The sequence below is a fragment of the Neoroseomonas rubea genome (assembly GCF_016106015.1).
In the GTDB taxonomy this organism is placed as follows: Bacteria; Pseudomonadota; Alphaproteobacteria; order Acetobacterales; family Acetobacteraceae; genus Neoroseomonas; species Neoroseomonas rubea.
The window spans coordinates 1-753 of the sequence record NZ_JACADQ010000704.1; the positions used below are offsets into that span (position 1 = coordinate 1).

Annotated in this window: 1 protein-coding gene; it reads right to left on the reverse strand. The window is 77.7% G+C overall.

Annotated elements, in window-relative coordinates:
* Positions 1-753: alpha/beta fold hydrolase (locus HW577_RS25950; protein WP_408639562.1), on the reverse strand; the 753-nt coding region annotated here is incomplete at both ends.

Here is a 753-nt window from a genome sequence, read left to right on the forward strand (position 1 = left end):
GTGCGCGCGCGGCGCGGCCCGTCCGGTCCCGCGTGGAAATCCCACGGCGTCGCCAGCAGCGCCAGCGCGCGGACCCGGTCCGGCCGGCGCAGCGCGGCGGCGAGCGCGAGCAGCCCGCCCATGCAGTAGCCCGCCAGGACAACCGGGCCGGGCGCGGCCATCAGCGCGCGTTCCAGCCGCCCGGCCACGTAGTCGGTCAGGGTGAAGTGGCGCTCCGCTTCCCCCGGCCAGCCCCAGTCGAGCAGCAGGGTGCGGAACCCCTGCCCGGGGAGCCAGCGCATCAGCGAGGCCTCCGGCGTCAGGTCCAGCACATGGGCGCGGTTGACCAGCGACGGGACGAACATCACCGCCGGCCCCTCCCCGCCATGGTCGAGCAGCCGCGTCCCGCCCTCGGCCCAGATCGCGGGGGGGTCGGGCAATTCCCGCCGCCAGGGATGGCGGCGATAGGCGGCCATGCCGGCGATCAGCGCGCGGTCGGCGCGGGCGAGGCGGCGCAGGACTGCGCCGGCCAGCGCCTCAGGCGGATGGCCGGCGGCGGCGAGGTCGCCGAGGATCCTTGCCCGTTCCGCCTGCCCCGCCTTCGAGATCGGCCAGGCGCCGTTCCAGTTCGGCAAGCCGTTCGGCCATGGCATCGCGGCCAGGCCCGGCACCGCGCCGAGACTCTGCGTCGCTGCCGCCGCCCGCATGCCCGCCAGGCCCAGATGCAGCGGCAGGGGGCGCGGGCCGCGGCGGCGCAGCGGCGCCGTCATCGGC